Raw genomic sequence first — 25395 nt, 5'->3', positions numbered from 1 at the left:
ATTTATTATCATAACAAAATTTTTTAGAAATCGGAACCTCCATGATGATGATTCGCTACGGCCGGGATCTCTGCAACCATCTCCCCACCGCTGAACGACGAGAATGGTTAGTGACCAACGGGATCGGCGGTTTCGCGTCGGGGACTGTGGCGGGATTGTTGAGCCGATGTTACCACGGGCTATTGATCGCCGCCCTCGCCCCGCCGGCCAAGCGAACGCTACTCGTCACGAAACTCGATGAAACGGTGCAATATGGCGAGAAAATCTATCCCCTCGCCACGAATCGCTGGATCGGGCAGGGAAAAGACCCCCTCGTCATCGAACCGCGGGGGTATATTCAGATCGAGAGTTTCCATCTCGAAGGCACGATTCCCGTCTGGCGGTACACCTGCGCGGATGCCCTGCTGGAAAAGCGGATCTGGATGCGACAGGGGGAAAATACGACCTATACCCGTTATACCTACCGCCGGGGAACGTCGCCGCTCACCCTGAATTTGACCGCGTTCGTCAACTATCGCGATTTTCACGGGAGTACGCAAAGTTTAAACTGGCAGATGGATATCCGGGAGATCGATCGGGGAATCAAAGTTACCGCCTACCCGAACGCGGTTCCTTTTTATTTAACAATTAGTTCCGGACAGGTGCTTCCCGCTCATATCTGGTACTATCGTTTCGATCTGTCGATCGAGCGCTATCGGGGATTGATCGAGCGCGAGAATCATCTCCACGCCGCTAGTTTTTCCGTCACGCTTAACCCCGGAGAATCGGTAACATTCGCCGCCAGTACCGATCGGGATGTCAGTTTAGACGGGGATACGCTATTAGAGGAACGCTATCGTTACGAGAGAGAGTTAATCGACCCCGATCGCCCGGAATGGATACAACAACTCACCCTAGCCGCCGATCAGTTTATCGTCGATCGCCCTCTGGGATCGGAACCGGACGGCAAGACCATTATCGCGGGTTATCCCTGGTTCGGGGATTGGGGACGGGATACGATGATCGCCCTGCCGGGGTTGACCCTGGTGACGGGGCGGCCGGCGATCGCGCGTCAGATTTTACTCACGTTTTCCCGTTACCTCGATCGGGGTATGCTCCCGAATATGTTCACCAACGCGGGAGAAACGCCCGAATATAACACGGTAGATGCGATTTTATGGTATTTCGAGGCGATCCGGGCGTACTTCGAGAAAACGGGCGATCGGGAATTTCTGGAAACGATTTTTCCCGCACTAGAAGAGGTGATCGCCTGGCACCGAAGGGGAACCCGCTACAATATCCATATCGATCGCTCGGACGGATTGCTCTACGCGGGGGAAGCCGGGGTACAGTTAACCTGGATGGACGCGAAGGTGAACGATCTCGTCATCACTCCACGGATAGGGAAACCCGTGGAGATTAACGCCCTCTGGTTCAACGCCCTGAAGATAACCGGGGAATTCGCGCGCTATCTCGGTAAATCCGGGACCGAATACGAGCGGATGGCCGGCCATACCCGGTCAGGGTTCGCCCGTTTCTGGAACCCGGCGCGCGGCTATTGTTACGACGTGCTAGATACTCCCGACGGGAACGATGATAGTTTGCGTCCCAACCAGATTTTCGCTGTTTCCCTGCCGATCGAGGAATTATTAACCCCTAGTCAGAGAAAAGCGATCGTGGACACCTGCGCCACGAGATTACTAACTAGCTACGGATTGCGATCGCTCGATCGAGATCACCCGGACTATCGGGGAACCCACGGGGGCGATCGACTCCAACGCGATTCGGCCTACCATCAGGGTACGGCGTGGGGATGGCTGATCGGTGCTTTCGTACAGGCTCATCTACGAGTGTACGGCGATCGATCGATCGCCCGCGGTTTCCTAGAACCGATGGAAAATCACCTTACCGAAGCCTGCGCGGGCAGTTTAAGCGAAATTTTCGACGGCGACCCTCCTTTCACCCCCCGCGGCGCGTTCGCGCAAGCCTGGACAGTCGCGGAAGTCCTGCGCGCCTGGTCATTAGTGGAAGAGTAGGGAGTGGGGGGATGGGGGGATGGGGATGGAAAAGTTTTTCGGGAAAAGACTACTTTTAATTTTTTCACCTTTACCCTTTACCCTTTACCCTATTCTCCTCCTCCTGCCTCCTGCCTCCTGCCTCCTGACTCCTGCCTCCTGCCTCCTGCCTCCTGCCTCCTGCCTCCTGACTCCTGCCTCCTGACTCCTGCCTCCTGCCTCCTGCCTCCTGACTCCTAACTCCTGACTCCTGCCTCCTAATCCCTACCTCAACGGTGTCCCCTCAAGCGCTATGATCGACTCGTAAAGTTATGTAACAGCAGTATCCTTCTTTGGAAAGCTGAATACTGCCGCGAAGTCATTCACACTGAGTTACACAAGCCATTCCTAGAGGATAGAACACCTATGGCATACGAACTTCCCCCTTTACCCTACGGTTACACGGATCTAGAGCCTTCCATTAGCAAAAGCACCCTAGAGTTCCATCACGACAAGCACCACGCCGCCTACGTTAATAACTTTAACGCGGCCGTCAAGGATACCGAGCTCGACGCGTTACCGATCGAAGAAGTGATCGTCAAAGTCGCGGGCGATGCTTCCAAAACGGGGATCTTCAACAATGCCGCCCAAGCTTGGAATCATAGCTTTTACTGGAACTGCATGAAACCCGGCGGTGGCGGCACTCCCACGGGCGCGTTAGCCGAGAAAATCAACGCCGATTTCGGTAGCTTCGAGAAGTTTGTCGAAGCTTTCAAAACCGCGGGCGCGACCCAGTTCGGTAGCGGTTGGGCGTGGCTGGTTCTCGACAACGGAACCCTGAAAGTGACCAAAACCGGTAACGCCGACAACCCGATGACCGCGGGACAGACTCCCCTGTTAACGATGGATGTCTGGGAACACGCTTACTATCTCGATTACCAAAATCGCCGTCCCGATTACATCAATGACTTTTTAACCAAATTGGTGAATTGGGACTTCGTGGCGGCGAATCTAGCCAAAGCCTAGGGAGTTTTTAGAAAGGGGTGGAGCCATCTCCGCCCCTTTTTCGATCGCCAGCGCTCTCCGGGTATCGATTTTTCTCCAATCGAATCGAAACCAAGATCCGTCTCTCCCGTCGAAGAAAGTAGCGATCGGGCGACCGGGAAAAGGAACCGTGAAAAATCGGATGTCTGAAACCGTTTTTCCGGTTATCTTAGTAAAACAAGAACGGTTAATCTCCCCGAGGCGATCCGTCCTCAAAGATTTCATCAACGTGTGAGGGAATTCGTGATCAGTAAGCGCCCATCGAAGTCTAAATCGGAACGCTCGCCTATAGCACCATCTAAATCCGGCAAAAATAACCGAAGTCCCGTTCGCTCTTTAGTGATAGGTTTTGGATTAACGGCGATCGCCCTAGTCTCGGCATCGGTGGGCGCGCTTCTCGCGGTTTCCCTCTCCTCGGCCCCCCTGCGGCAAAGTAACCTCAGCCCGGAAGAAGCCAAGGTTTTCGATACCCGACAGACGATCGCTTACCGAAACCTACAATTTCCCGCCCTCAGTCGTCCGGTCAATATTTTAGTCGTCGGCACGAAGGTTTTAACTTCCGATGTTCCCGAGGCGAAAACGGAAGATGTAGGCTATCACGCTCTCGTCGATTCTTTTGACGGGTTGACGGATACCATGTTGTTACTCCGCTTCGATCCCGCGAGTAAAAAACTGACGATGCTCTCGATCCCGCGGGACACGCGTACCAACATCGAGGGTTACGGGGAAAGAAAGATTAACGAGGCGAATTCCCTCGGCGGCCCGGCGCTAACCGCGGAAACGGTGAGCGAACTGCTGGGAGGGGTAGCGATCGATCGCTACGTCCGCGTCAACGTGCAGGGATTGGAGAAGTTGATCGACGCGCTGGGTGGCGTGACGATCGATGTTCCCAAGGACATGAAATACAACGATTTCAGCCAGCATTTCTACATCGACCTCAAAAAAGGCAAACAGCACCTCGACGGTGCGAAAGCGGTACAATTCTCGCGATTCCGTCACGATGCCTACGGCGATATCGGCCGGGTACAACGGCAACAGCAACTCATGCGCGCCGTGATGGAACAGGCTCTACAACCCGGCGCGCTCCTGAAAATTCCCGATATTTTAAAAGTAATTCAAACCCATATCGATACGAATCTGACGCTCGAAGAACTGCTGGCGCTGGCCGGGTTCGCCACCGAGGTCGATCGATCGAACCTACAGATGGTTCTCCTCCCCGGCGATTTTAGCGGGGACGGACATAAATCCGTTAGTTACTGGCTACCGAACGAGGAGAAAATTCAAGATATCGCGGCGCGCTATTTCGATCACGGACAGGTGAATATTTCCGACAACGCGACGGAAAATCTCCGGATTACGGTACAGGATAGTCTCGACGATCCCGACGCGGTTCGATCGATGGTACGGTCCCTGGAAACCGCCGGCTATCACAATATCATCGTCGCCCGTAGCAAGGTAGATCCGCCCGAAACCACCAAGATTATCGCCCAGAACGGGGACGATCGGGCGGCGGCCACCCTCCGCGGTTCGATCGGGATCGGCGAGGTTCTCGTCGAGAGTACCGGGAATCTCGCCTCCGACGTGACGATTCAACTCGGTCGCGACTGGCAGAATCAATCCGGTAGGAGTCCGGATTCGGGAACCGCGAGCGATCGCTAAAACGGCGCTATCGTATAGCTTGGAGATTTTCCCACTCACTTTTTCCAACGAAAAAAACGCTGTAATAATTTCTAGATACTACCGATCGAGATGAAAAAACGGCATTCTTATTTACTTCCCCTACTTTTGCTTGTATTAACGGCTTGCGAGGGGGAAAAACCCAACGCGTCCACTTCACCGGCCGCGACGGGGGGCGGTCGTCTAGAAACGGTCAAAAGTCGCGGGAAGGTGATCTGCGGGATTAACGGGGAAGTCCCCGGATTTAGTTTCGTGACAGAAAAGGGCGAGTATTCGGGGATAGACGTGGATATCTGTCGCGCGATCGCCGCCGCGCTCTTCGACGATCCAAGTAAGGTAGAATATCGCAAACTGAGCGCGCAGGAACGTTTTACCGCTGTGCAGACGGGAGAGGTGGATATTCTCAGCCGTAATACCACGTTAACCGCCGGCCGGGATACCTCGATCGGGATTCAGTTTATCGAGCCGATCTTCTACGACGGACAGGGAATCATGGTTTCCAAAGCCAGCGGGATTAATAAACTCGCCGATTTACAGGGAAAATCGATCTGCGTCCTCTCCGGAACCACCACCGAACAGAACTTGACCGACGCGATGCGAAAAATCGGCGTGAGAAATTATAACCCGATCGTCTCCGATGACGTGGACGCGCTCTATACCGCCTATCAAGCGGGCCGGTGCGCGGCCGTCACGTCCGATCGATCGCAACTGGTCGCCCGACGTTCCGTTTTCCCCAAACCGGGCGATCATCGGGTGCTAGACGAGGTATTTTCTAAAGAACCCCTCGCGCCGGCCGTGGCGAAGGGAGAACCTGCCTGGACGGACGCGGTGCGCTGGATCGTCTACAGTCTCGTGCAGGGGGAAGAATTCGGCATTACCTCGAAAAATATCGCCACTTTCGCCAATTCCACCGATCCGAGTATCCGACGCTTTCTCGGAACCGAGGAGAAAATCGGCGAGGGAATGGGCCTACCGAACGATTTCGCAACGAGAGCGCTAAAACACGTCGGTAATTACGGCGAGATCTACGATCGCAATATCGCCAAACCCCTCGGCCTCGATCGCGGCCTGAACAATCTCTGGACGAAGGGCGGTTTACTCTATTCCCCCCCCTTCCGATAGATCGCGAGAATTACCGATTGACCTCTAATAACCGCGATTTCACGAAGCGATTCATCCAGCCTTCCAGATAAACGCGGTTAGCTTCGATCTCTTCGGGTTTTTCGCTGGTTAAGGGATAGGGCGCAAGTCCCTGAATCGCCGCCGAGGTGACGCAGAACATCGATTTTTGAAAACTCTCGCAGATCTGCACGAGAAGATCTTCCTCTTGGCGGAAGTTTTTCTTATAGATATCGTGTAAATAATTCGGGAGGAAATGCCGCATATCCTGCATCAACAGCGTCGGCGGAATGCCCGCACCGCCGATCGGGAGCGGGTCGGCGTACAATGCCCCGTAGGTGAACTGTCCCTGATCGTAGGGAATCTGATAGGCCTGCGCGTTATAGGAAACCGTGCCGGGGAAGGGAGTCCCGCGGAAGAAAACCGCCTCGACGTAAGGAATCGCGGTATCGACTAAAAAAGTCAGTCCCGCCGATTTCGGGATGAGATCGTAAACTTGTCCCTTGACTTTGACGGAATAGGTGATCGGTTTGGTGGCGTTATCGACGAGATAGCCCTTAATATGGGCTACTACCTCGGGAATCGAGCGGATTTCTCCGTTATCGTAGAGATCGGACAAACTTAAAAACGTATCCGCCATCACCCGCCAGAACTGACCCAATCCACTGTAATAGGCCATCATCCGCATTTGTTCGGGTAGAAATTCGGGAAAGGCTTTATGAACGGTGAGAATAAACGGATTTGTTTTAAATTTCGCCCGTATCACCTTTTCGGTCACGTCGCGGAACGCGGGACTATCCACGTAAGCGTCCAGTCCCCCCCCACCATGCCAGAACATGGCTTTCATACAGTATTCCGCGTACTCGAAGTTAATGCGATCGTGCCACCAGTGCTTGAAGAGTCCGCCGATCGACACCTCGCCGTTAAAGTATTTAAAGAACGGGAAGAAGACGAAGAATTGATTATCGGCGATATAAATTAAATTTTTAGAATAAGCGTCCAAAACCACGCCGTAGCTTTTCAGGATGCCCACGACCTCCACCAAATTCTGGGGCGTGTCCTGTAAGAGAGCGTCCCCCTGGAGGAGTCGATCGAAAAACGGGGCGAGGGGATGATTCGGGGTGGGTGTCCGGGTCGTGACCATGCTGGGGCTAGGGTATCGGGATCTTGTGAGGATATCTTACTCGATCGCGTCTCTCTCCCCGATCCCCGTCGGTGATTGTAACGAAATATTACAATAGTGCCATCATAACGGCTTACCGTCTTGACAGTCGCCGGGGGAGTCGTTACAGTAAGGGAACATACCCGGGTACATTCTTTTAGTGATATGCAAGACAAGCAAAAAGTCACAATCTATCTTCCCCCTGGAATCCATCGCCAACTAAAAATCCGCGCCGCTATCGATGAAGAATCGATGTCCGCCTTAGTGGAGAGAGCGATCGGCTTTTACTTGAAGTACCCTGAAAAGGTAGAAGAGATTGAAGCCGCCGCCTACGGCAAAACCTATCAGGTTCATGTCTGTCCCGAGTGCGACGCGGCCCTGGTCATGAAAAACGACCGGATGATCTCGATCGAACGCCAACCGGGTATCGTCGCCGACGAGTTCCCGATCGAGGTTCCCGAAACGACCCGTTCCGCGGGAAGTCAGGAGGGAGAGACGGAATTAGTCCCCTGTTAGAGCGAACATTTTCTAGCTCGATCGGGCGATAAAAATCAAAGATAAATAAACTGTGGATAAACCGTTATTCAAAGGGTCGATGTCATGAGAGAAGAGCTAGAAATTTTAGTCAAAGCTCAATATCCCTTGATCTACCTCGTCACTTCCGAGGAAGAGAGAGCGGAACAAGCGATTTCTAAAATCGCCCAACTGAATACCCAACATCGACGAGTGTATGTCTGGACGGTCACCCACGGGATAGTCGAATACGGTCAACCCCGGCAAGCCAACCAACACAATACAGTATCCCCCGAAGCGGCGATCGAGTGGGTCGTCCGGCAACGGGAAGCGGGAATTTATATCTTTAAAGATCTCCATCCCTTTATCACGTCGGCCCCGGTCACGCGCTGGCTGAGAGACGCGATCGCCTCCTTCAAAGGAACGGAAAAGATTATTGTCTTAATGTCCCCGGTACAGGACATCCCGATCGAGCTAGAAAAGGATGTCGTTCTCCTAGATTTTCCCTTACCCGACATGGGAGAACTGGATCTCGTTCTCTCGCAACATCTCGACAGAATTAAAAGCCGTCGCACCACGACCGAAGTTCGCGAGAAACTCCTCAAAGCCGCTCTCGGTTTAACCAAGGATGAAGCGGATAAAGTTTACCGGAAAGCGTATGTCAAAACGAATCGACTGACCGAAGAGGAAGTAGAGATCGTTCTCTCGGAGAAAAAACAATTAATTCGCCGCAACGGAATTTTAGAATTTATCGAAGAAGACGAGACGATCAACTCGGTCGGCGGTCTCGAAGAATTGAAAAAATGGTTGAAACAGCGTTCTAACGCCTTCACCGAACGGGCGCGAGCTTACGGACTACCCCAACCGAAAGGGATGTTAATCCTCGGGGTTCCGGGATGCGGAAAATCCCTCATCGCCAAAACGACCGCCCGGTTATGGAGTCTTCCCCTCCTACGCTTGGACATGGGACGGGTGTACGACGGTTCGATGGTGGGACGTTCCGAGGCTAATCTCCGCAACGCCTTGAAAACCGCGGAATCGATTTCCCCTGCCATCCTCTTCATCGACGAATTAGATAAAGCCTTCGCCGGAGGAACGGGTTCGGCCGACTCCGATGGTGGAACCTCTAGCCGGATTTTCGGTTCCTTCCTGACCTGGATGCAGGAAAAAACCTCGCCGGTGTTCGTGATGGCGACCGCCAACCGAATCGAGAGACTTCCGGGGGAATTCCTCCGCAAAGGGCGCTTCGATGAAATCTTCTTCGTGGACTTACCCACCTCGGAAGAACGACAAGATATTTTCAATATTCACCTGACCAAACGACGCTCGGACACGACCCGCTTCGATTTAGAGCAGTTGGCCAAGGTATCCGATGGATTTTCCGGTGCGGAAATCGAACAGGCGTTAATCGCCGCCATGTACGAGGCTTTCGCGCAAGATCGCGAGTTCACCCAGTTGGACATCATCGCCGCGATCAAAGCGACCCTGCCGCTTTCCCGCACCATGACCGAGCAGGTCACGGCTCTCCGTGACTGGGCCAGACAACGGGCCCGACCCGCCTCGGCCTCCGTCGCTGAATATCAGCGATTGGAGTTCTAACAGACTTTCTCCCGCTCCCAACGGGCTGAAAGGCTAGTTCACCGAACTAGCGCGACTCGCAAAAAGCCGCTTTACAGACGGCGCACGTTAACTCTCAGTTTGTTGTTGTTGATTCTGAAATCTACTGGAGGAAATCCCAATGTCTCATTTCAGCACCTTACGGACCAAAATCACCGATGCCGAAATCCTCAAAGCTTCCCTTCGCGATCTCGGTATCAGCGTGAAAACCGAAGCTGATGTTCGTGGCTACAACGGTCAACGCGTTCGCTCCGATATCGTTGCCGTTCTCGATGGCGAATACGATCTCGGCTGGTCTCGTAATAGTGACGGTACTTTCGATTTGATCGCCGACCTCTGGGGTGTTGCGAAAAAACACAACCAAACCGAGCTGATCAACTCGATCAATCAAAAATACGCGGTTAACAAAACCCTATCCGAAGTGAAACAGCGCGGTCTGCAAAACGCGAACGTGAAACTTGTCGTTCAAAGCTAAGATTTACAGCGCGTTCCCAAGCCTAGGGGTTGACCGGTTCGGTTGACCCTTTTTTCCGCGCGGATCTGTTATGTTAAAAATGATGAATTTTACTTGACAGAAATGCTCCGACCCGAAGAGAGAACCAAACTCGATCCGACCCGAGATAGCGATTTTTACGCGTTTCCCCGCTTCGTGACCCATGTGGACGGGGGGTTTCTCGATCGCCTCACCGAGTTATACCGCGAACGCTTGACCCCGAACACGCGGGTTCTCGATCTGATGAGTAGCTGGGTGTCCCACTTGCCGGACGATGTGGAATTCGCGCACGTCGAGGGCCACGGGATGAACGAGGAAGAACTCGCGAAAAATCCCCGATTGAATCACTATTTTATCCAAGATCTCAACGCGAATCCTAAATTGCCGTTAGAAGACGAGGATTTCGACGCGGTGTTAATTACGGTGTCGGTGCAGTATTTACAGTATCCGGAGGCGGTATTTTCCGAGTTGTGTCGGATTTTAAAACCGAACGGGATCGTTATCGTCAGTTTTTCCAATCGGATGTTTTACCAGAAAGCGATCGCAACGTGGCGCGATAATACCGATCTCGGACGGTTGGAGTTAGTGAAATCTTATTTTCGTTCCGTACCGGGATTCGGGGAACCGGAAGCGATCGTCCATACTTCTACTATTCCGAGTTTTCTAGCCATGTTAGGCATCGCGGGGGCCGATCCTTTTTACGTTGCGATCGGGCGGAAAAATGCCTCGTAAGATGGATGACGCTTGAATTATCGGCTTTTGGGGTGGGTCGATCCGTCCGGAATGATGCGGATGGAAAAAGCATCGAGGAAGTTAGGTCGCGATAACTTGGTGAATACTTTCAGCAAGTTGTTCGATAAAATCTACCGCGTCGTTAACCAGATTTTCATCGAGCTCCCAGCGCTCCCCGATGCCGAAAGTGGGGTCTATATCCGCTTCGTGAGCGATCTTGTTCCTGCGATCGACGAGATCGGTCAATTGTTGTTTAACCTCTCTCGCTGGCTTTTCTAGCTTGATACCTACTTCCTCCCACAGCCTTTTATCGGAAATCGATCGGATCGCCTCCGCTATTTTATCGGGTTGTTGAAAACTTTTATAACTCAGGTTCTCTCGAATTTCATCTTCTAACCAAGCGGTATCATTGAATCGATCGATCATTCCTCTCTCGATCGCGGGAAGTAACTCGGAAAGTAAACGGGGCTGTTCTAGAAAGGAAAAACCTTCATTATTTTGAATCTCGGTTTCTAGCCAATCAGCGATCGTTAAGGCGATCGCTCGTTCTTGTCGCGCGCCCCCTAATGATACCGGAAAACGAGCGAACGCAGAGCGAGAAGTATTCGCGGAAGGAGCGGGTTCGGGACGTTGACCCCGATAAATTTCCAACATTCCTAACGTTACTACCTCGTGAATATAGTAATCTAAGGCACTAACGCTCAGAACTAAAGTTGCTCTCAAAATATCGGATAAGTCTAATTCAGGAGTAGCTTGGGCTTTAACCGAAGTATGAATCGCTATCAGATCCCGAACTCGACTGATACTAATTCGGAATTGATCAAGTGCTGACTGCATACGCGGTGGAGGTTAATCCGATTACTTTATCGGCTAAATCAGAAAAAATTAGTTGAAATTCTTTTTGTTTTTCTTGCATTATTGCTAGATTATTACCTGCCAAGCTCATAGAAGATAATTGTTCAGGGGCTAGGGCGAAGATAGGCGTTTTTTTAATTTGAGAAATCATTACTAGATCATTAGAATCTGGTATGCGTGCCAAGGTATAAGAACTGGTAATTTGATTTTCAAAATAAAAATTTTTAGTAAACATCATATTATTTTTTTCTAAAGCGGCAACTAGCTTTTCCGTAACTATTGACTCGATCCGTTGAACCCATTTATCAAAATTTTCGAGCTGTATCATCCGTCGATCTTGCACGATAGTCCCTAAAAAATGTAATCTAACATCAGGGAATGGATAGTTCGCTTCTTTAAGAATTGTTAGTGAATTAGCTTTTTTTGCCCATTGATACCATTTCGGCAAAATTCTAGCTAGAGATTCAATCGCTAGGATAGAGAGAAAATCGGCCGTGGTAGGAACGATGAAAAAATCGCTGGTCATTAAAATATTTTGATTGAGTGATCCTAAACTTGAGCTTGTATCGATCAAGATATAATCCACGTTTAATTTTCGAGCCGTTTTCTCGAAAAAATCCGGGATAGCACCGGGTAAATTTCTAAGCGATCGAATCGATCCACTTAGCTCTTGAGCGATTCCTAAAGTTACTTCATATTCGGCTAACCCGACATGACCCGGTAATAAAAATAAGCCATCTCGTCCCTTGATCGGAATACAATCTACAGCCTCGATCGATCTAGGTTGTACTTCAAAAGCGGGTGCTAAACCAGTTTTAATATTAGAACGAGTCTTGTAAATTTCCTCTAGTCTCGCCTCATCCGCTTCGGTTTCTTCTCCTAATGTCATCCCCGTTAGGTTACATTGAGGATCGGCATCGACCAGGATAACCCGTTTTCCTTTTTCGGCGAGCATCCATCCTAGATTAAAAGTCGTGGTAGTTTTGCTCACCCCACCTTTGGGATTGAAAAAAGCGATTTTCTGTACCATCGCGTCCCACCTTAGTAAAACTCTAACGGGTCTCTGGATTGATTATAGTATAAGAATTACAACCGATACAGCAAAAAGCCAGATAGGTAAACCCATCTGGCTTGGAAAGGATCGATCGAACGATTAACTAACCGGAATTTCCGGGCCGCCGGCGAGAACGATCGGGAAATTATGGGTATTGGGAGAGTGCATGGCGCGCAAACCCAAATTCGCCCGATTTAAAATATCGGCATCGGTGGGAATGGGATGACCGTAACTATCGAGGATCGATTGATTGAAATTAAACCCGTTTAAATTAAAAGCCATCACACCGATCGCCAGCGTCGCGCACCACACTCCGACCACGGGAACCGCAACGATTAGAAAATGCAACGATCGACTATTTTCCACACCCAAACCGGGGATCAATAAACGGCCTAAATACCCCTGATGTCCCGCCAATAGATTATAGGTGGTTTCCTGTTGGCCGAACTTGTAACCCGCGTTAATCGACTCGTCTAGAGTGGTTTCTCGAACTAGGGAAGAAGTCACGAGAGAACCGTGGAGGGAAGCCAACAACGCACCGCCGAAAATTCCCGTCACCCCTAACATATGTAGGGGGTTCATGAGGATATTATGGGTCGCTTGGAAACCGAGCATGAAGTGAAATGTACCGCTAATTCCCAACGGCATCCCCTCGGAAAAACTGCCCTGACCGATCGGGTAAATTAAAAAGATAGCGGTCGCGGCACCGGCGGGAGCGGAAAAAGCGACGGAGATCCACGGACGCATCCCCAGACGGTAACTCAATTCCCAGAGACGGCCGAGATAGCACCAGACCCCGATTAAAAAGTGCAGGATGATGAATTGATAGGGGCCACCATTGTAGAGCCATTCATCGATCGAAGCCGCGTCCCATATCGGGTAAAAATGTAAACCGATCGCGGCCGATGTCGGGATTACCGCCGCGGTTAATAGATTATTCCCGTCGAGAAGCGCGCCGATAACGGGTTCGCGAATTCCCTCCATATCCACGGGAGGCGCGACGAGAAAAGCGATGAGAAAACAGGTAGCGGCAGAAAGAATCGTGGGAATCATCAAAACGCCGAACCAGCCGATATAAATGCGATTATCGGTGCTGGTTATCCAATCACAAAAATTCTCCCACTGATTCCCGAGATCTACTTCGCCACGACGTTGCAGAGTGTTAGTCATGGTCGATCGCTCCTAGATGAGAACTTCCCTTCCATCCTATCGATCGAGCCACGCTACCATCAATCAATTTTTTAATAAGTTTTATAATCGAATCTCTCAGAATTCTTAATCGCCGATCTCGCTTGTATCGGGGCGATCGAGCTTATCGGCTAATAGATAAAAGATTATTACTATTTTAGAATAACTATGTCCCAAACGAAAAGATCGCTTACAAAAATTCATCCGAACTCGGATGTAGTCAGTCTTACGGTGCATTAAGAAAAAATAACGAATCGCCAGAAAGCTAGAAATCTGGATAATGATCGAGATAGAGATAGGGAAAAAAACTCAAATGGGTGCTATCTCTCGCCGGTCACATCCACCGCTCTAGATAGTCAACAATTCTCGATCGATCCCCCAAAAAACGCGCGCGCTACCCTTAGTTTATGGCTAGACATTCTAACAGAATCTAACGATCCGATCCCGACACCGTAAACAAACTTTATATCCCTACAGATACCGTAAAAATTGAGGGAAAAATATGACCAGTAAAACCTACGCGACCATAGACGGGAACGAGGCCGTCGCCCGTGTCGCCTACCGTCTCAGTGAAGTGATCGCCATCTATCCCATCACTCCCTCGTCACCGATGGGGGAATGGTCGGACAGTTGGGCCGGAGAACGAAAAGCCAATCTGTGGGGAACTATCCCGTCGGTGATCGAATTGCAGAGCGAGGGAGGCGCGGCCGGAACCCTACACGGGGCCTTGCAAACGGGGTCTTTAACCACCACCTTCACCGCGTCGCAGGGCTTACTCTTAATGCTCCCGAACTTCTACAAGATCGCGGGGGAACTGACCTCGGCCGTGGTTCACGTCGCGGCGCGGTCGCTCGCGGCCCAGGGACTCTCCATCTTCGGCGATCATAGCGATGTAATGTCCGCGAGAAGTACCGGCTGGGCGATGCTGGCGGCCGATTCCGTACAGGAAGCCCAAGATATGGCGGCGATCGCCACGGCGGCCACCCTACGCGCGCGGATTCCCTTCCTCCATTTCTTCGACGGTTTCCGCACCTCCCACGAAGTCCAGAAGGTCGAGTTAATCGACGATGAAATCCTGCGGCAGTTGATCGACGAGGATCTGATTATCGCGCACCGTCAGCGCGCCATGACCCCCGATCGACCGGTTCTCCGCGGAACCGCCCAGAATCCCGATGTTTACTTCCAGGCGCGGGAAACGGTGAATCCTTTCTACGCCGAATGTCCCGACATCACCCAACAGGTCATGGATCGGTTCGCCGAACTGACCGGACGACAGTATTATCTCTACGAGTACCGCGGCGCGCCGGACGCGGAAAGAGTTCTCATCGCGATGGGTTCCGGCTGTGAGACCATCCAGGAAACCGTCGATGCTCTCAACGCGCGCGGGGAAAAAGTGGGATTGCTGAAAGTGCGTCTCTACCGTCCTTTCGACGCGGAACGACTGATCGCGGCCCTGCCGGAAACGGTGAAGAAAATCGCCGTTTTAGACCGTTGCAAAGAACCGGGCGCGGGCGGTGATCCTCTCTATCTCGACGTGGCGACGGCTTTTCTGGAACACGGCGCGGGAACCCTACCGAAGATCGTCGCGGGCCGCTACGGTCTCTCCTCGAAAGAATTCACCCCGGCGATGGTCAAGGGTATTTTCGAGAATTTAAGCCTGGATAAGCCGAAAAATCACTTCACGATCGGCATTAAAGACGATCTAAGTTTTACCAGCCTCGACTACGATCCCTTCTTCTCCACCGAACCGGACAACGTGGTGCGCGCCGTGTTCTACGGGTTGGGATCGGATGGAACCGTCGGCGCGAATAAAAACTCGATCAAGATTATCGGCGAGGATACCGATAACTACGCGCAGGGCTATTTTGTCTACGATTCCAAGAAATCCGGGTCGGTTACGGTGTCTCACCTGCGTTTCGGGCCGAATCCCATTCGATCGACCTATTTAATCACGCGGGCTAACTTTATCGCCTGTCATCAGTGGGAATTCGTCGATCAGTTCGACCTTCTCGAAACCGCGATGGACGGGGCGACTTTCCTCCTGAGCAGTCCCTACGAAGTCGGGGAAGTTTTCCACCACCTACCGCGAAACCTGCAACAGACCATCATCGACAAACACCTGAAAGTCTACACGATCAACGCCTTGCGGGTGGCGAAAGAGGCCGGGATGGGCGGACGGATCAATACCGTCATGCAGGTATGTTTCTTCGCGTTAGCCGGCGTGTTACCGCGGGACGCGGCGATCGAACAGATCAAGAAGAGTATCCGCAAGACCTACGGCAAGAAAGGCGAAGAGATCGTGCGGATGAACATTCAAGCCGTCGATTCCGCGCTCGAACACCTGTACGAAGTGCCGATTCCCGCAACGGTCGAGGAAAACGCCCCCGATCTGAGACCGGCGATCCCCGATACCGCCCCGGCTTTCGTGCGGGAGGTACTGGGCAAAATGAGCGAGCGCAAGGGGGATCAACTGCCCGTGAGCGCGTTACCCAACGACGGAACCTACCCGACGGGAACGACGAAATGGGAGAAACGCAATATCGCCCAAGAAGTCCCCGTTTGGGACCCGGACGTGTGCGTGCAGTGCGGGAAGTGCGTGTTAGTCTGTCCCCACGCGGTCATTCGATCGAAAGTGTACGAGGAAGGGGAACTCGCCGACGCGCCGGAAACCTTCAAGAGTACCAACGCCAAGGATCACGACTGGAAAGGGCTGAAATTCACCATCCAGGTCGCGGCGGAAGACTGTACCGGGTGCGGTATCTGCGTCGATGTCTGTCCCGCGAAAAATAAAGCCCAGCCGCGGCTGAAAGCGATTAACATGGCTCCCCAGTTACCGATACGGGAACAGGAGCGCGCGAATTGGGACTTTTTCCTCGATCTCCCCAATCCCGATCGCCAACACCTGAATCTGAACAAAATCAGTCACCAGCAGATGCAGGAGCCGCTTTTCGAGTTCTCCGGTGCTTGCGCGGGCTGTGGCGAGACTCCCTACGTGAAATTGGTCAGTCAGTTGTTCGGCGATCGCATGATCGTGGCCAACGCGACCGGATGTTCATCTATCTACGGGGGGAACTTACCCACCACGCCCTGGACGGTAAACGCGGAAGGCCGCGGCCCCACCTGGTCGAACTCCCTCTTTGAAGACAACGCCGAATTCGGGTTAGGATTCCGGGTTTCGATCGACAAACAAGCCGAATTCGCCCACGAACTCCTCCACTCTCTCGCCGGTGATGTCGGGGAAAGTCTCGCCACCGATATTCTCAACGCCAGCCAACGCGACGAGGCGGACATAACCGAACAACGCGAGCGGGTAGAAGTTCTCAAAGCCCGTTTACGGGAATTAGAACAGACTACTCCCGTTAAAATGTTGCTTTCCGTGGCCGATTATCTAGTCAAGAAAAGTGTCTGGATTGTCGGGGGAGACGGATGGGCTTACGACATCGGCTATGGCGGACTGGATCACGTTATCGCCAGCGGCCGCAACGTGAATATTCTCGTCATGGATACCGAAGTCTATTCCAACACGGGAGGACAGGCCTCGAAAGCCACCCCCCGCGCCGCGGTCGCCAAATTCGCCTCCGCCGGGAAACCGGGGCCGAAAAAAGATCTCGGTTTGATGGCGATGACCTACGGCAACGTGTACGTGGCCAGCGTGGCGATGGGCGCGAAAAACGAGCAGACGATCAAGGCGTTTCTAGAAGCGGAAGCTTACGAAGGCCCCTCGATCATCATCGCCTACTCGCACTGTATCGCCCACGGGATCAATATGGCCACGGCGATGACCCACCAGAAAGAGATCGTCGAGAGCGGACGCTGGTTACTGTACCGGTATAATCCCGAACTGACCAAAGAAGGGAAAAATCCCCTGCAATTGGACTGTCGATCGCCCAAACTCCCGTTATCGAACACGATCTACGCCGAGAACCGCTTCAAGATGCTCGCCGCCAGCAAACCCGAAGTCGCGAAACAGTTACTGAAAGAAGCGCAAGCGGACGTGAATACCCGTTGGCAGATGTACGAGTATCTCGCCTCGCGCCATCTGGAAAACCCGGCCGCGACCGGGGAAACTCCGACAACGGAAACTCCCGAAGGCAACGGTCACGGCACGAACGGCCACGGCAAGAAAGAAACCGTAACTCAGTAGGAAATCGGCGGGAGTGGAACGGGTTTTTCTAAAAAGTCTCTATCCGCTCCCCGATTCCCGGTTCGCGATGCACTGGATTACTTGGAAAAAAGGTGAAACGAGCATGACTTTACGAACGAATTATCTGGGATTGGAGTTGCGATCGCCCCTCGTCGTCGGTTCGGCGGCCCCTTTGAGCGAGGACATCGATAATATCAAACGCATGGAAGACGCGGGCGCGGCGGCGGTGGTTTTACACTCCTTTTTCGAGGAGCAGATCAAGCAGGAACAATTGGCTTTACACCATCATTTCACCCACGGGGCGGAGAGTTTCGCGGAGGCGTTGACCTATTTCCCGGAACCGGAAGTATTTCACGTCGGTTCGGAGGAATATCTCAACCATATCCGGAAAGCGAAGGAAATGGTCGAGATGCCGATTATCGCCAGCCTCAACGGGGAAACGTCCGGCGGATGGCTGGAGTACGCGATTCAAATCGAACAGGCCGGGGCGGACGCGCTGGAATTGAACGTCTACTACGTTCCCAATGACCTGGAGTTATCGGGCGCGGACGTGGAGCAGAATTACCTCGATATTCTCAAAATCGTCAAATCGGAAGTCTCGATCCCGGTGGCGATGAAACTGAGTCCCTATTTCAGCAATACGGCGAATATGGCCAAAAAATTGGCGGAAGCGGGGGCGAACGGGTTGGTATTATTCAACCGTTTCTATCAGCCGGATATCGATCTGGAAACCCTGGACGTGAAACCGAACGTGATTTTGAGTAATCCCCAGGCGATGCGTTTACCCCTGCGCTGGATCGCCATGCTCTACGGGCGGGTTCCGGTGGATCTCGCGGCCACGGGAGGGATTCACAATTCGATCGACGTGATCAAGATGACGATGGTGGGCGCGAAAGTGACCATGCTGGTGAGCGTGTTACTGCGTCACGGTTTCGAGGAAATCACCAAGATCGAGCGGGGTTTACTCCACTGGCTGGAGGAAAACGAGTACGAATCGATCGAACAGTTACAGGGCAGTATGAGTCAGTTAAATTGCCCCGATCCCAGCGCGTTCGAGCGGGCCCAGTACATGAAAGCTATCCAGAGTTACGAACCGGTCTGGAAGCGTTTCCCCTCCTGGGGACACCGGCAAACCGCCCAATAAAATAGTGGGGTGGGTTAGCACCGCGTAACCCACCAAAAAACAGAAGGCAGAATTTAAAAGAATTCTCCTACCGTCATAAATTCCGCCTTCCTACGAAAAATTCTCTAAAGCCAAGTATAATTGGCAAAAATTACGGGAATTCAAGGTGAAATAGTATGAGTATCACGACGAATCAGCAGTCAGCCCCTACCAAAAAAATCGGCATTCTCACCAGTGGCGGCGATTGTCCGGGATTAAACGCCGTCATTCGATCGGTCGTCAAAGCCTCGACACTGAAAGGCTGGGACGTGTACGGCATCCCCTACGGAACCGACGGCTTCATCGGTATCGCCGAGGGGAAATACCATCCCGAAGATCTACTCCTCGCGCGACACGGCTACAATCTGCCCGGAATCCTTAAAGGGATAGACGTTTTACAATTTCTCAGCGGTAGCGTGTTGGGATCTCTGAGCAAGGGACACCCGGAAGATTCGGAAATCGCCTCGAAAATTCTCAAAGGATACGAAATTCTCGGGCTAGACGCGCTGATCGTCGTCGGGGGCGATGGCAGTATCGATATCATCTACGAACTCGCCATCCGGGGAAACTGGAAGATGATCGCCATCCCCAAAACGATCGATAATGACGTTCCTTACACGGAATTGGCGGTCGGTTTTACCACCGCGGTCGAGATCGTTACTCAAGCACTATACGACCTGAGCTTTACCGCCGCCAGTCACGAACGCGTGATGATCGTGCAGGTGATGGGACGCGACGCGGGCCATCTCGCCCTTCACGCGGGTATCGCCGGGGGCGCGGACGCGATTTTCGTCCCCGAATTAACCCCGCACCTAACCCCGGAAATTCTCGAAGGTTGTTGTCGTCAACTGGCCCGATTACGCGCCGAGGGACGCAACTTCGCGCTGATCGTGGTGTCGGAAGGGGTAAAAAATCTAGAGGGAAATAAAGAGAAATATATCGCCGATTATCTAGAAAAGGTAATTGTCGAGAAAATGCACGTTCTATGCGATGCCGACCCGGCTTTCTGCGATCTCAAGGCGGTAGACGTGCGGGCGATGTCTTTGGGACACTTGCAAAGGAGCCGTCCCCCGTTAGCGATGGATCGTTTATTGGCGACGGTGTACGGGATTAAAGCGGTGGAATTGATCGAGCGCGAGAAATTCGATCGGGTGGTGGTCTGGCGCGGCGGAAAAGTGCGCGGTCTACCCCTCAAACCGATCATCAAAATTATCCAACAATGTCACCACGAAAATCGCTGTGCTTACCCGGTCGAAGCGGATAGTTTCATGGTTAAAACGGCTCGATCGCTGGGCATTTATCTAGGGGAAAGTGAGATAAGTGAGGGTTCGATCGATCCGGAATCCTTGGCGATATTAGTCTAGGTTGTTGTCTGTCAGTCCCCGCCACTTTGTTTATAATGGTGGGGATTGTCTATTCGGTTTATCAAGCTCGCGAGCGTATATTTTGTACGATTATCGAAGCTGTAATCTTTCTTTTAAATTAGCGGGAGAGAGATAAGCGATCGCTTTCCCTCGGCTAGATTTTTCTCTGACTAATAATTGTTTGTCAACCAAAGTATTCAGATAGCTTCTCGCCGTATTTTCAGCCACCTCTAGATCGCTAGAAACTTGTTTGACGGTAAATTCTCTACCGGGCGTTTTCAATGCCTCTTTTACAATTTCTATTTGCCCCTGAATTAAGGTTTTTGCCACTGGACTTTTAGCCAGCCAATCCGTGAAATCATAAAACTCTCTTTTTTTTCTATCTATGTAATCTTGAAGTGATTTCACGGCTTTTTCAACAACATCGACTTGATTATAGAGAAAATAAGTTATATCGAAATCATCGGTTTCTGTATAGATAAAAGCCTTGTCATAATCTCCTCTACTTTCTTGGATAAATTTACTAATCGAAACATATTCAAATAGCCAGTAACCCGATCGAAGAATACTCCAATAAAAAATCGCTCTCGCCGTTCTACCGTTCCCATCGGCGAAAGGATGTATATACGCGATCATGAAATGTAGGATAATCGCCTTGATAATCGGATGAATGAAATTACTCGGATCGTTATGCTCCAGGTTCGCGAAATCACAGAGTTCGATCAGTCTCGATGGTATGCTTTCCCAGTCCGGTGGTTCAAAGCGATTATTATTGTACAGATCCGTAACAACAATATCATTGTTTTTTCTAATCTCTCCAGGCTCCGCTTGATTTTCGATCGCCTTGTAGATAGCGATTTCGTGTAACTCTAAGATAAAATCAATGGATAATTCCCGATTTTTATTTTCTACGGCTTTTTTCATCAATCGATAATTGTTGAGAATCATCTGTTGGGATTTATCTTTGGGGGGAAGATTTTTTTCCAGCATTTCCTTGGCGACTTTTCGAGTCGTCGAAGCTCCTTCTAGCTGGGAGGAAGTAATGGCTTCCTCTTGCATGAGACTCTTAACGAGATAACGATCTTTCTCGCGGGATGAAACCAAAGTACCCTCATCGATTTCCCGACCCCCACCGGTCATCTTATCGATACGGTGTAATCTGGCGAAAAGGGAATCGGGTACGCAATAACTAAAGCATCGATCGTCTTCCGCTTGTAGGGGTAGTTTCTTGGTTATACTTATCCTAGCGAATTTAGTCGCTGTCCATGCCTTTAACTTGTCGTCACCCTTTTCCACTCTCCATTGGAACTCGTGCCAATGAAAATATCTACCTTGAGCGTCCGTAGCACGGTATTTCCTCATCAGAGGTACCAATTCTTCGGGTGTCACATCTTGGATTAGCTCGTTCAAAGGTTTAGGCTCTCTAATTCTCGCCATAGAAAATATGATTGAACTCGACCTGATTTCTAGTGTACACGCTGGCGAACCTATATAAACGAGATTTTGCGATTTTGCGTTTTTTCTCTCTAAAGGAGGAGCGTTCCGCTCCAAAAACCCCGATCTATAGTGAACTGGAGCAATTAAACACGAGTTCGGATTGCTACGGTACTAGCGATCCCGTTGACACAAAATTTTATGAAGGAGCGCGGGCCGATCGAATGTTCATAGTGGACAATAGCTCTATGCCGTCGCGCCCCGGAGCAGTATGCAAAGTCTTTTCCCCCGTTTCACCTTCGATCGAGAACCCGCGGAAGAGGATACCCGCGGGCGGATACTACAGGCCGCCCTGCGTTTGTTCGCGTCGAGGGGTTACGAGGGAACAACCACGAAAGACCTAGCCGCCACGGCAGGAGTAGCGGAAGGAACCTTATTCCGCTATTTCTCCAATAAAAAAGCGATTTTAATCGAGGTGGCGACCGCCGGATGGGTGGATATTCTCACCGATCTACTTACCGAACTCAGCGAGATGGGAAGTTACAAGGCGATCGCCCAGGTGATGCGACGACGGATGCTGAGAATGCGCGAGAATAGCGATCTCCTGCGGGTTTGTTTCATCGAGGCGCAATTTCACCCCGAACTGCGCGAGCGCATTCAATCGGAAGTGATCGAGAAAATGACCGACGTGGCCGAAGCCTTCTTTCAAACGGCGATCGATCGGGGCATCTACCGGCCGATGAACCCGAAAATCGTCGCGCGGGTTTTCCTGGGAATGTTCGCCATCGCCGGATTCTCCAGCGAGACGATCCTCGACCTCGACGCGTCCCCGAAAGCCCTCCAAGAAATGGCCGAGGGCATCGCCGAGATTTTTTTAAACGGGGTCTTGGTCAAAGAAACCTGAACGACGGGAACCATCCTAGAAACCGCCGACCAATTCCGCGAATAATTTCTCGTATCTATCTAGAGCGCTCTCGAACGAGTAATTTTCCACCGCGTACTGTCGTCCGTTCTCTCCCAAAATCCGCAAACGCTCCGGATCGTTGTACAGTTCGAGAATCGCCCGCGCCAACGCGTCCGGATCTTCCGGGGGAACCACGAGTCCGCCCCCGCTCCGTTCGATCGCCCTGGCCGCCGTCCCGGTCGCCGGAACCGAGGCGATGATCGGCCGGCCGCTGGCGAGTAGAACCTGAATTTTCGACGGCATATTAAACGAGATCACGTTATGTTTTTGCATGACCATCGCCACATCCGCCGCCGCCAACATTTCCGCCAGTTTCTCTCTCGGTTGAAAGGGACGCAATAACACGTTATCCGCGCCTTGTTGTTGACGGTAGTTTTCCAACCGGTCTAGCGCTTCTTTTTTGCCGACGATGACTATCCGGATATCGGGAATAGAAACTAATCGGGCGGCCGCGTCGATCAGGGTTTCCAACGGTTGCGTGAGGGCGATATTTCCCGAATATAAAACGACAAATTTGCCTACGAGTTCGTTTTCCCGAAGAAAATAATTGTCGGTTTTCTCTAGAGGTTTAATAAAATTAATATCAACCCAGTTGGATATCTCGACGATTTTCTCGCCCGGAACCTCTTTTTCTAATAAATTTTTCGTGAAACCGTCCGCGATCACGCTAATTTTCTCCGCCGTTCGGTAGGCGAACCGTTCCAACCCCTGAAAAACACGGATCATTTTCTCGTTGGTTAATAAACCGACATGAACCGCCGCGTCGGGAAGGATATCTTGAAGATTCAGGACGATCGGAACCCCGTACAATCTTTTTAAGAGGGCGGCCGGAACACAGACCGGTAAACCCGGAACGGTCAGGAAAATTACATCGGGCCGCCAGCCGTTAATCGCTTGAAAGAAACTTAAAAAAACGAAACTTAACTCGAAAAGAACGCGATTTTTTAAACTTCTCCGCTGACGCGCCCAAACATAAGAGCGTTGGATTTTTACCCCGTTCCGCTCCTCGCTCGCGTAGAGTTTCCCGGCGTATTCCGGCGGGATCTCGCTATTCGGATACCAGGGAAAAGCCGTCACCACTCTTACCTGATGGCCTCTTTTGACCAGTCCCTCCGCTAGTTCGGTCATGAGCGGGGCGATACCGATCGGTTCGGGATGATAATTATAGGAGTAAAGCAAGATCCGCATGGCACCGTTATTTGGTTAGAGAATTAATGGTATCGATCGGGAAGGGTTCTCATAGTGTAAGGGTTCTCGGGCGCTCGGTCTAGCTTTTTCGAGACACCTACCCAAAGAGTTAATTTATTATGTCACGCTTTTTTCTTTTTACCGATTTTTCCTTCCCCCGATCGCCCTCGCCCGGCCCCGACCCGCTCCCTAGAAAAACTTAACACTATCGGGCGATAGCCGAGGGCTATACTACAGGAAAACCTTAGTCAACCTATAGATCGAGGGAACCATGAGCTTTCGATTCCGAAAAATCTTGGTCACGGGATTACTAGCCGTTCTCCTGCTGGTCACTTCCTGTACTACTCAAGCGCCCTCCCAGTTTAGCGGGGCCCAAAAGGATAGCACCTCTAGGGGAGCGACGGCCGTGGTCAAAGACTCGGCCTCCGGGGGCAGTTTTAACCGATTTTTCCCCCCCTCCGGCGGTGGTTACGATCGGGTCTACACCCAGGAGAAAAAAGGATTCGCCGAGGCCAAACTGAAAAAAGACGGTAAGGATCTGGCCATGTTGGCGATCTCCGATATCCGCAATAACCCGACCGCGGCGACCAAGTTTCAAAATAGTAGCAAAAAGATTCAAGGTTTTCCGGCGATCGAGCAGGGAGCCACGGCCACGGCGGTTTTGGTGGACGATCGCTATCAGGTGAAGGTACTATCGCGCGATCCCTCGTTTACCGCGAGCGATCGAGAGGCTTGGCTCGCCAAGTTCGATTTAAATGGTCTAGCAAAATTAAAGTAAGGAGAAATCCGTGAGTAAGCCGATTTTTGAACTGGTCGATGAACTCCCGACCAATAATCTGACCGTCAAGGTTCTCCAGGCTCTCGATTTCGTCGTTCCCGGCCAGTGGGAAAATCTTGTCGGGTTCAAGAACACGATCACCAAGGTGACGGGGGAAACCGACGAGACAATGATCCAACAGATCGGCGATCGCGCGGTCTGGTTGTTTAACGATAAATCCCAGGGCTATCAACGCGCGCTATGGCTCTACCAAACGATCGATACCGCCGATAACGCCCTCGCCACGGCCTCGCTCGCCAACGCGGTCGGCGGCAAAATCCCCCTCGTGGGCGGTTTACTGGCGGGAATTACCCCCACCCCCGAAAAAGCGCAAACCCTCGATCTCTCGCTCAAATTAGTGACGGAAGTGGTCGCTTTCTGCCAGATTAACGGCATCCCCGGCGATAGTATCGGCGATTTTGTCGCCTCGCTCGCGGACTACGGTGGCGAATCCCTGATGCGGATGGCGGCGCTCGTCTGTCTCGACGGTTTGATCCCTCTCGGCGGTGAATTTATTCAGAAAGTCGAATCCACTCTCGGCGGCATGAGTCCCAAAGAATTAGAGCAGAATAGCACCTTTAAGAGCGTGAAAGATCTGATTCCGGGAGGGAACCCGGCCGGCCAGTTAGACTTTATCGGCCAGAGTTTCGAGGCGACGAAAGGCTGGATGAGCGGTTTCGTGGCCGATCGAGGTTTGACCCAGCAGGGTATTTTGAGCCACATTCAAGGGTTTATCGATTTCTCGGCGGATAAATTGGTCTACGTCGGGACTTTCCTCGATATGACTACCAATTACTACGAGCATACGGGGATTCAAACCCTCGCCCGTCGTCTCATCGAGAGAGCCGTCGCCGAGATTTAGGGAGATGGGGGGATGGGGGGATGGGGGGATGGG

At 51.8% G+C, this 25395-nt stretch carries 20 protein-coding genes; 14 read left to right on the top strand and 6 right to left on the bottom strand.

Annotated elements, in window-relative coordinates:
- Positions 1-41: 41 nt before the first annotated feature.
- From V0288_RS13065 to V0288_RS13050, 4 genes are all read left to right on the top strand, one after another.
- Positions 42-2015 (top strand): amylo-alpha-1,6-glucosidase, encoded by a 1974-nt coding sequence (locus tag V0288_RS13065; protein WP_332865548.1) that lies wholly within the window; start codon positions 42-44, stop codon positions 2013-2015.
- Positions 2016-2399: 384 nt separating this feature from the next.
- Entirely contained in the window at positions 2400-2999 is a 600-nt protein-coding gene (locus V0288_RS13060; RefSeq protein WP_332865547.1) for a superoxide dismutase, read from the top strand.
- A 261-nt stretch (positions 3000-3260) separates the two neighbouring features.
- Positions 3261-4676 (top strand): LCP family protein, encoded by a 1416-nt coding sequence (locus tag V0288_RS13055; RefSeq protein ID WP_422661968.1) that lies wholly within the window; start codon positions 3261-3263, stop codon positions 4674-4676.
- A 90-nt stretch (positions 4677-4766) separates the two neighbouring features.
- Positions 4767-5816, top strand: coding sequence for an amino acid ABC transporter substrate-binding protein (locus V0288_RS13050; protein ID WP_332865545.1), 1050 nt, complete (start codon positions 4767-4769; stop codon positions 5814-5816).
- Positions 5817-5826: 10 nt separating this feature from the next.
- On the opposite strand, the gene V0288_RS13045 is transcribed toward V0288_RS13050, so the two are convergent.
- Positions 5827-6957, bottom strand: a complete 1131-nt coding sequence (locus V0288_RS13045) for a CO2 hydration protein (RefSeq protein WP_332865544.1) — start codon at positions 6955-6957, stop codon at positions 5827-5829.
- A 183-nt stretch (positions 6958-7140) separates the two neighbouring features.
- Between V0288_RS13045 and V0288_RS13040 the strand changes: the two genes are divergently transcribed.
- The 4 genes from V0288_RS13040 (at position 7141) to V0288_RS13025 (ending at position 10330) form a co-directional block, all read left to right on the top strand.
- Positions 7141-7491: a slr0373 family blue light stress response protein gene (locus tag V0288_RS13040; RefSeq protein WP_332865543.1), complete on the top strand. Its 351-nt coding sequence runs from the start codon at positions 7141-7143 to the stop codon at positions 7489-7491.
- A gap of 84 nt (positions 7492-7575) precedes the next feature.
- Positions 7576-9087, top strand: coding sequence for a stress-responsive protein Ycf46 (ycf46, locus tag V0288_RS13035; RefSeq protein ID WP_332865542.1), 1512 nt, complete (start codon positions 7576-7578; stop codon positions 9085-9087).
- Between the two features lie 139 nt (positions 9088-9226).
- Positions 9227-9580, top strand: a complete 354-nt coding sequence (locus V0288_RS13030; RefSeq protein ID WP_332865541.1) for a DUF1257 domain-containing protein — start codon at positions 9227-9229, stop codon at positions 9578-9580.
- Between the two features lie 102 nt (positions 9581-9682).
- A complete protein-coding gene (locus V0288_RS13025) occupies positions 9683-10330 on the top strand; it encodes a class I SAM-dependent methyltransferase (RefSeq protein ID WP_332865540.1) in 648 nt (215 codons plus the stop codon).
- Positions 10331-10411: 81 nt separating this feature from the next.
- On the opposite strand, the gene V0288_RS13020 is transcribed toward V0288_RS13025, so the two are convergent.
- The 3 genes from V0288_RS13020 to V0288_RS13010 form a co-directional block, all read right to left on the bottom strand.
- A complete protein-coding gene (locus tag V0288_RS13020; RefSeq protein WP_422661967.1) occupies positions 10412-11053 on the bottom strand; it encodes a HEPN domain-containing protein in 642 nt (213 codons plus the stop codon).
- 97 nt (positions 11054-11150) lie between these two features.
- Positions 11151-12215: a ParA family protein gene (locus V0288_RS13015; RefSeq protein WP_332865538.1), complete on the bottom strand. Its 1065-nt coding sequence runs from the start codon at positions 12213-12215 to the stop codon at positions 11151-11153.
- 123 nt (positions 12216-12338) lie between these two features.
- Positions 12339-13409 carry a Photosystem Q(B) protein 1 gene (locus V0288_RS13010; protein WP_332865537.1) on the bottom strand — a complete coding sequence of 357 codons (1071 nt, stop codon included), beginning with the start codon at positions 13407-13409 and terminating at the stop codon, positions 12339-12341.
- 520 nt (positions 13410-13929) lie between these two features.
- Here V0288_RS13010 and nifJ point away from each other — a divergent pair.
- From nifJ to V0288_RS12995, 3 genes are all read left to right on the top strand, one after another.
- Positions 13930-17571, top strand: coding sequence for a pyruvate:ferredoxin (flavodoxin) oxidoreductase (gene nifJ, locus V0288_RS13005; RefSeq protein WP_332865536.1), 3642 nt, complete (start codon positions 13930-13932; stop codon positions 17569-17571).
- 103 nt (positions 17572-17674) lie between these two features.
- Positions 17675-18715 carry a dihydroorotate dehydrogenase-like protein gene (locus V0288_RS13000; RefSeq protein WP_332865535.1) on the top strand — a complete coding sequence of 347 codons (1041 nt, stop codon included), beginning with the start codon at positions 17675-17677 and terminating at the stop codon, positions 18713-18715.
- A gap of 155 nt (positions 18716-18870) precedes the next feature.
- A complete protein-coding gene (locus tag V0288_RS12995) occupies positions 18871-20097 on the top strand; it encodes an ATP-dependent 6-phosphofructokinase (RefSeq protein WP_332865534.1) in 1227 nt (408 codons plus the stop codon).
- A gap of 90 nt (positions 20098-20187) precedes the next feature.
- Here the strand turns inward: V0288_RS12995 and V0288_RS12990 are convergent, their stop codons facing one another.
- A complete protein-coding gene (locus V0288_RS12990; protein ID WP_332865533.1) occupies positions 20188-21648 on the bottom strand; it encodes a Fic family protein in 1461 nt (486 codons plus the stop codon).
- A 154-nt stretch (positions 21649-21802) separates the two neighbouring features.
- Between V0288_RS12990 and V0288_RS12985 the strand changes: the two genes are divergently transcribed.
- A complete protein-coding gene (locus V0288_RS12985; RefSeq protein WP_332865532.1) occupies positions 21803-22435 on the top strand; it encodes a TetR/AcrR family transcriptional regulator in 633 nt (210 codons plus the stop codon).
- A gap of 15 nt (positions 22436-22450) precedes the next feature.
- On the opposite strand, the gene V0288_RS12980 is transcribed toward V0288_RS12985, so the two are convergent.
- Positions 22451-23683, bottom strand: a complete 1233-nt coding sequence (locus V0288_RS12980) for a glycosyltransferase family 4 protein (RefSeq protein WP_332865531.1) — start codon at positions 23681-23683, stop codon at positions 22451-22453.
- 271 nt (positions 23684-23954) lie between these two features.
- On the opposite strand from V0288_RS12980, the gene V0288_RS12975 reads away from it, so the two are divergent.
- Both V0288_RS12975 and V0288_RS12970 read left to right on the top strand, forming a co-directional pair.
- Positions 23955-24461 carry a hypothetical protein gene (locus tag V0288_RS12975; RefSeq protein WP_332865530.1) on the top strand — a complete coding sequence of 169 codons (507 nt, stop codon included), beginning with the start codon at positions 23955-23957 and terminating at the stop codon, positions 24459-24461.
- A 10-nt stretch (positions 24462-24471) separates the two neighbouring features.
- Entirely contained in the window at positions 24472-25362 is an 891-nt protein-coding gene (locus V0288_RS12970) for a hypothetical protein (RefSeq protein ID WP_332865529.1), read from the top strand.
- The last annotated feature ends 33 nt before the right edge of the window (positions 25363-25395 follow it).

This window comes from Pannus brasiliensis CCIBt3594, assembly GCF_036688125.1.
GTDB lineage: Bacteria > Cyanobacteriota > Cyanobacteriia > Cyanobacteriales > Microcystaceae > Pannus > Pannus brasiliensis.
Note: the sequence above shows the minus strand (reverse complement) of the source record. Positions and strands in the feature narration are given on the sequence as shown.